This is a genomic window from Mesorhizobium sp. WSM4829 (assembly GCF_055811475.1).
The window spans coordinates 119,379-125,856 of the sequence record NZ_JBVVQJ010000021.1 but is presented as its reverse complement, the minus strand read 5'-3'; the positions used below and the strand labels follow the sequence as shown (position 1 = coordinate 125,856).

Genomic DNA, 6,478 nt, shown 5'->3' with positions numbered 1-6,478 from the left:
AAGGTGATGCGCATCGGCCTCGCAGAGTTCCAAGCCATCAAGTACGGAGCCACGCTCGATGTGTGAATCCGATAGGTATAGGGACGGGGAGAAAGACATTGTCATCGGCGGTTTCGCGAACGGCTGCCGTTGCAGAAAAGGCGCTGGCATTGCAGCAAGTTCCTTCTCCCCGTCACTATACGGGGAGAAGGTGGCGGCAGCCGTATGAGGGGCAGCGCCGGCCTTGTGAAGTGAACAGCTCACAGCGCCGTCAGGTCGCTGATCAGCCCCGATGCCACCGACAGCCGCGACACGGTGATGTCGCCGCCCTCGGTCAGCGCCTGCAGCCGCTCGCGGATGCGCCCGACCCTCTCGCCGCCGGCCTCCAGCCATGCCGCCACCGGGTCCGCCGCCCCGGCATGGCCGGTGAGCGCCGCCACGGCGATGCCGCGCCTGGCTGCGCCGATCATGTCGGTGGCGCGGAAAAGCGCCAATTGATCGTAGTAGTCGGACGGCGCGATCGAGCGCGCCGCATCCTCGACGCGCGGAATGCGGAAGGCATCGCTGACCGCGAAAAACGCCTTGGCGGCGGCGATGATGTCGGCGTTGGCCGTTCGGGCCGTCAGCGCGATGTCTGGCACGACGCCGGCCACATCGGTCAGCGCCAGATGTTCTGCCAGCTGTTCGGGCGCGCCGCCCTTGGCCAGACCATGCCGTCGCTCCTCTATCCGCTCGCGCGAGAAGGCCGGAAGCAGCGAAGTGAGCTTCGGCTCCAGTGCCTTGCGGGCGTTCTGCAATTCGGCGATCCGTTGGCCCAGCGGAGCGGTGCTGGCATCGTTCTTGAGATACCAGCCGCTGGCGACATAGGTAAGCCGAGTGACGGCTTGATAAAGGTCGAGCTGCACCTGTCCGTCGATCTGGTTGTCGAGCGCGTCGATCTGGCGATAGAGCGCCGGCAAGCCAAAGCCGTCGCGCACCACAGCGAAGGTCCGGACCACGTCGGCCGTGCTGCGGCCGGTTGCTTCCTGCAGCCTGTTGACGAAGGGGGGGCCGCCGCGATTGACCAGATCATTGGCGACGACACGGGCGATGATTTCGCGGCGCAGGCGATGGCCATGGATTTCGGCCGCGAATTTCTTCGTCATACGGTCCGGAAAATAGCCCATCAGATCACGGTCGAAATGCGGATCGTCCGGCACGTCGCTGGCGACGATGTCGGAAAACAGCACGATCTTGGCATAGGCCAACAGCACGCCGAGCTCGGCTCTGGTCAACGGCTCGCCGCGCGCCTCGCGCTCGGCAAGGGCTGCCGGCGACGGCAGAGCTTCGACATTGCGGTCGAGCAGGCCGCGCGCCTCGAGCGCTGCCATGAAACGGCTCTGATGGGCGATATCGGCAAGGCCGCGCTTGCGGGCAAGGGACAGCGCCAGCGTCTGCTCGTAATTGTTGGACAGCACCAGCGCGCTCACCTCGTCGGTCATTTCGGCGAGAAGCTTGTTGCGCGCTGGGCGGGTCAGCGCCCCCTTGCGCATGGCGGAAGCCAGCGCGATCTTGATGTTGACCTCGACGTCGGAACAGTTGACGCCGCCCGAATTGTCGATGGCGTCGGAATTGCAGCGCCCGCCATTCAGCCCGAACTCGATGCGGGCCCGCTGCGTCGCGCCGAGATTGGCGCCCTCGCCGATGACCTTGGCGCGCACTTCGAGCGCAGTCACCCGAATAGCATCGTTGGCGCGATCGCCGGCGTCCTGGTTGGTTTCCGTCGATGCCCTGAGATAGGTGCCGATGCCGCCGAACCACAAAAGGTCGACCGGCGCCTTGAGGATGGCGCTCATGATCTCGACCGGCGAGGCGGTCGTCTTGCCGAGGCCGATCGCCGCGGCCGCGGCCGGCGGCAGGGTGATCGATTTCTGGCTGCGCGAGACGATGATGCCGCCTTCGGACAGTTTTGTCTTGTCGTAGTCCTGCCAGCTCGAACGGGCGAGGGCGAACATGCGCCGGCGCTCGGCCATCGAAGCTGCCATGTCGGGAGCGGGATCGATGAAGATGTCGCGATGGTCGAAAGCGGCGATCAGCCGGGTCTGCTCGGACAGGAGCATGCCGTTGCCGAACACGTCGCCTGACATGTCGCCGACGCCGACAACGGTGAAGGGTGTGGCCTGGATATCGCGGTTCATCTCGCGGAAATGCCGCTTGACCGCTTCCCATGCGCCCTTGGCGGTGATGCCCATCTTCTTGTGGTCGTAGCCGGCCGAGCCGCCGCTGGCGAAGGCGTCGTCGAGCCAGAAGCCATGCTTCTCGCTGATGGCATTGGCGGTGTCGGAGAAGGTTGCGGTGCCCTTGTCGGCGGCGACGACGAAATAGGGGTCGTCCTGGTCGCGCCGCACGACCCCATCTGGCGGAATGACGCCGTCCAGGCCGATATTGTCGGTGATCGACAACAGGCTGGAGACGTAATTCTTGTAGGCGGACGCGCCGGCTTCGAAGATGGCGTCGCGACCGGCACCCATCGGCAGCTTCTTCGGATAGAAACCGCCCTTGGCGCCAACCGGCACGATAACGGCATTCTTGACCTGCTGGGCCTTGACCAGGCCGAGCACCTCGGTGCGGTAGTCCTGGGCGCGGTCCGACCAGCGCAGGCCGCCGCGGGCGACCGGGCCGAAGCGTAGATGCACGCCCTCGACCTCGGACCCGTAGACGAAGATCTCCCGCCACGGCCGCGGCGCCGGCAGGCCGTCGATCGCTTGCGAGTCGAGCTTGATCGCCAGCGACTGGCCCTTCTCCTTCAGATCGGGGACGAAATGATTGGTGCGCAGCGATGCTTCGATCAGGTTGAGGTAGCGACGGATAATGGTGTCGTCATCGATGTTGGGAACCTCTTCCAGCGCATCCCTGACCTTGGCCTTGAGGTGCCTGGCCGCGACCACCCCTTCCGTCTGCGCCGTCGGTCCGAGGCGAGCGACGAATAGCTCATGCAGGCCACGCGCGATCTGCGGATAGCGGTTGAGTGCGGCGGCAATGAAATCCTGGCTTTGCGGAATCCCGGCCTGCTGCAGATAGCGGCCATAGGCGCGCAGGATGGAAACCTCGCCCGACCACAGGCCGGCGGTCTGGGCAAGGCCATTATAGCCGTCATTGTCGATGTCGCCGCGCCAGACGGAAAGGAACGCGTCCTCGAACAGCGCGCCGCGGTCGCCAAGGTCGATTGGCTTGCCGTAGCTGTTTTCGAGCTCCATGTCGTGGATGAAGACCATGCCCGGCTGATCACTATCGATCATACCGGAAGCCTCGTCCCCGACCTCGAAGGTGCGCTCGCTGATCACGCGGAAACCGATGTTCTCCAGCACCGGCACCCGCCGCGACAGCGCCACCGGGCTGCCATGGTGATAGATCTTCAGCGCCGCCTGATGCGGTTCCTGGTTGGCATGACGATAATAGTCTATGGCGATCGGATTGGCCGCGCTGATCCTGGCGATGCGCCCGGCATCGGCCAGCGCCTCCGCCGGTGAGAAGCTGTCGCGATAGCTTCCCGAGAAGCGCGAGGCGATCGCCGTGAGCGCCGCATCGGCGCCGGTCTCGGCCGCGGTCTCGCGCAGAATGTCGTCCCAGGTCCGCACGATGGCGCGGATCGCTGCCTCGATCGTCGCCTGGTCGACCTTCGGCGTCTTGCCGCCGGAACGGCCGATGATGAAATGGACGCGCGCCAGCCCGCCTTCCGGAAAGGCCGGGTAGTAGGCCGACAGCCGGCCTTGGAACACCGTCTTGAGATAGGTGCCGATCTTCTCGCGTACGACGCTGTCGTAGCGGTCGCGCGGCACGAAGACGAGGATCGAGACGAAGCGGTCGAACTGATCGGCGCGCACCAGCGCTCTGACGCGCGGCCGCTCGATCAGCCCCAGAATGGCTTCGGCGTGCTTGCGCAGGATCGCCACCGGAACCTGGAACAGCTCGTCGCGCGGATAGCTCTCCAGCACGTTGATCAGTGCCTTGCCGGAGTGGTCTTCAGGGTTGAAACCGGATTTGGCGATGATGGTTTCGGCTTTCGACCTGAGGTAGGGGATCTTCATCACCGAGCGCGTGTAGGCAGTCGAGGTGAACAGGCCGACAATGCGCAGCTCGCCGGCAAGCACGCCCTTGGCGGTGTAGGTCTTGACGCCGATGTAATCGAGATAGATGCGGCGGTGCACCGACGATTTGGCATTGGCCTTGGTGACGATCAGCGGTTCCGGCCCGTGCAGGAAGGCGCGGATTTCCGGCGTCGTCGACACCGCTTCGGTGCCGCGCCGCAGCACCAGCACGTCGGGATCGGAGAGGATGCCGAGGCCGGGCTTTTCGGTGCGCTCCAGGGTGCCGCTCTTCTCGCCGCCGGTATATTTGAACTCGCGCATGCCGAGGAAGGTGAAATTGTCGTCGCGCAGCCATTCGAGGAGGGCGATCGCTTCGGTGACGTTGGCCTTGTCGAGCGGCACCGGAGCGTAGCGGAACTCGGAGATTGCCTGGTCGAGGCGGGCCAGCATCGGCTTCCAGTCGGTGACGGCGGCGCGCACCTGGCCCAATATTTTCTTCAGCCGGTCAGCCAATGCCTCGGCCTGCTCGGACGAAAGACGGCCGATATGGACGTGGATGACGCTCAGCCGTTCATGACTGTGATCGCCCTTGGCGAAGCCGCCATCGCCGAGGATTTCGTCGACGCCGCTCTTACCGTGCCTGACGACGATGACCGGATGGGTAACCAGCAGCGGTTCGCCGGCGCTCTCGGTGATCTCGCCGAGGATGGAATCGAACAGGAACGGCATGTTGTCGTTGACGACGGTGATCACCGTCATCGGCCTGCCCTGGCGCACGACACCGGAATCAACCTCTATGGCGACGACGCAATCGCCCTTCTTGTGCCTGGCGACGGCGCGTCCGGCGAGATCGGCTGCGCGTTCGAGGGCGGTGACCTCATAGGCGGCGACATCTTCGGCCGGCGCACGGGCCAGCAGGTAATCGGCAAGCCTGCCGGGTTTCTCGCTGCCCTTGGCCGTGCTTATCTTTTTCAACTGGCTTGCAGATTTCAGGCCGGCCATGTCGCTAAATCCCTCCCGTCATATGTTTTGCGACTATGGTAGCAGATGACCGATATTTGGCGACAAAGGTTTGACCGCTTGCGACGAAATGTCGGGATTCGCCGGTGGGTCACCGAAAATGAGGAGAAAATCCGCCATGAAAGACAAAATCATCGCACTTGACCTCGTGCCTGCGGAACTGAGCGAAGCGACGAAAGCCTATTTCGCCAAATGCGAGGAGAAGCTCGGTCTCGTTCCCAACGTGCTTTTGGCCTACGCTTTCGATGAGACGAAGCTGCATGCCTTCACCGACATACCAGGCGATGGCGCGGTGAGAGCATGGCGATTGCGAGCCAACCGGGCCTCACATTGGTGATTCGCATTCTCGTTGCGTCTTTGCCGGTTTGGTCCGATGATTGCCCCTGCGGCGTGACCGCATGTCGGTTCGACGCCCGCCGATCAACGGAAGATCAACGGAGGAGAACATGGCGAAATTTCTCTATGTCTATCACGGCTCCGGCAAGATGCCGACCGACGAGGCCGAACGGCAAGCAGCGATGGATGCCTGGAACGGGTGGTACGGCAAGCTTGGCTCGGCCGTGGTCGACGGTGGCAATCCGGTCGGCATGTCGAAGACCGTGCTGCCCGGCGGCAAGGTCGAGAACAATGGCGGCAGCAATCCGACCGCCGGTTACACAATCATCGAAGCGAACGACATCGACGATGCCGTCGCCAAGGCTAAGGATTGTCCTATCCTGAAGGACCCGGGTTTCAGCGTCGAGATCGCGCCGATCATCGAAATGGGCTGACGCACCGGCTCAGGATCGCGCCGCGATCGCCGCCGCGGCACCGGCCATGGTGGTGGCGCTGACGCGGTTGGCGATCTTCATCGCCCGCCTGCTCTTCAAGAGTTTTCGCGCCTGCGCTGCCGCCAGCACCCAGGCCAGATCGATGGCGACCAGAACCACGGCCATGGTCAGCGTCAGCTCGATCCAGCCGACGACCGTCACCGAGGCGAGATCGATGATGGTCGGCAGCAGCGCCAGGTAGAACATCATGATCTTGGGATTGCCGAGCGTCACCGCCATGCCGGCAAAGAACAGTTTGACGGCCGACTCCTCGCGCGGCATCTCGCCTTCGCGCGCCTCGACCGGGGCCGTCCACATCTTCCAGGCGAGGTAGGCGAGATAGGCGACGCCGACCCATTTCAGCACGACGAAGGCGAGATGGAAGGTCTGCGCCACCACCGCCAGCCCGAACACCGCCAGCGACAGCCAGATGGCCTCGCCGATCCACATGGCGAGCAGGAATGGAAACACGTCGCGAAAGCCCTTTGCGATAACCCGCGCCACCAGGGCGGCAATCGAGGGGCCGGGCGAGCCCGCGGCGACGAAAAGGGCGGCAGCGAAGATCAAAAGCGAGGTGACGTGCATGTGAGTGCCTTCGAGCGT

The 6,478-nt window shown here is 64.1% G+C and carries 3 protein-coding genes and 1 pseudogene; 2 read left to right on the top strand and 2 right to left on the bottom strand.

The window, feature by feature from the left end:
- Window positions 1-239: 239 nt before the first annotated feature.
- The gene (locus AC0L17_RS20605) at window positions 240-5,048 is read right to left on the bottom strand and encodes an NAD-glutamate dehydrogenase (protein WP_473517176.1); all 4,809 of its coding nucleotides are present in this window, start codon (window positions 5,046-5,048) and stop codon (window positions 240-242) included.
- A gap of 136 nt (window positions 5,049-5,184) precedes the next feature.
- On the opposite strand from AC0L17_RS20605, the pseudogene AC0L17_RS20600 reads away from it, so the two are divergent.
- Window positions 5,185-5,352, top strand: a pseudogene (locus tag AC0L17_RS20600) (peroxidase-related enzyme); the annotation flags it as partial.
- 160 nt (window positions 5,353-5,512) lie between these two features.
- Window positions 5,513-5,836 (top strand): YciI family protein, encoded by a 324-nt coding sequence (locus tag AC0L17_RS20595; RefSeq protein WP_091592503.1) that lies wholly within the window; start codon window positions 5,513-5,515, stop codon window positions 5,834-5,836.
- A 9-nt stretch (window positions 5,837-5,845) separates the two neighbouring features.
- Here AC0L17_RS20595 and AC0L17_RS20590 read toward each other — a convergent pair whose 3' ends face one another.
- Window positions 5,846-6,460 carry a LysE family translocator gene (locus AC0L17_RS20590; RefSeq protein ID WP_023800471.1) on the bottom strand — a complete coding sequence of 205 codons (615 nt, stop codon included), beginning with the start codon at window positions 6,458-6,460 and terminating at the stop codon, window positions 5,846-5,848.
- Window positions 6,461-6,478 lie beyond the last annotated feature (18 nt).

Coding starts and splice junctions, on each gene's coding strand:
- AC0L17_RS20605 (WP_473517176.1), bottom strand. CDS start 5,048: ATGGCCGGCCTGAAATCTGCAAGCCAGTTGAAAAAGATAAGCACGGCC.
- AC0L17_RS20595 (WP_091592503.1), top strand. CDS start 5,513: ATGGCGAAATTTCTCTATGTCTATCACGGCTCCGGCAAGATGCCGACC.
- AC0L17_RS20590 (WP_023800471.1), bottom strand. CDS start 6,460: ATGCACGTCACCTCGCTTTTGATCTTCGCTGCCGCCCTTTTCGTCGCC.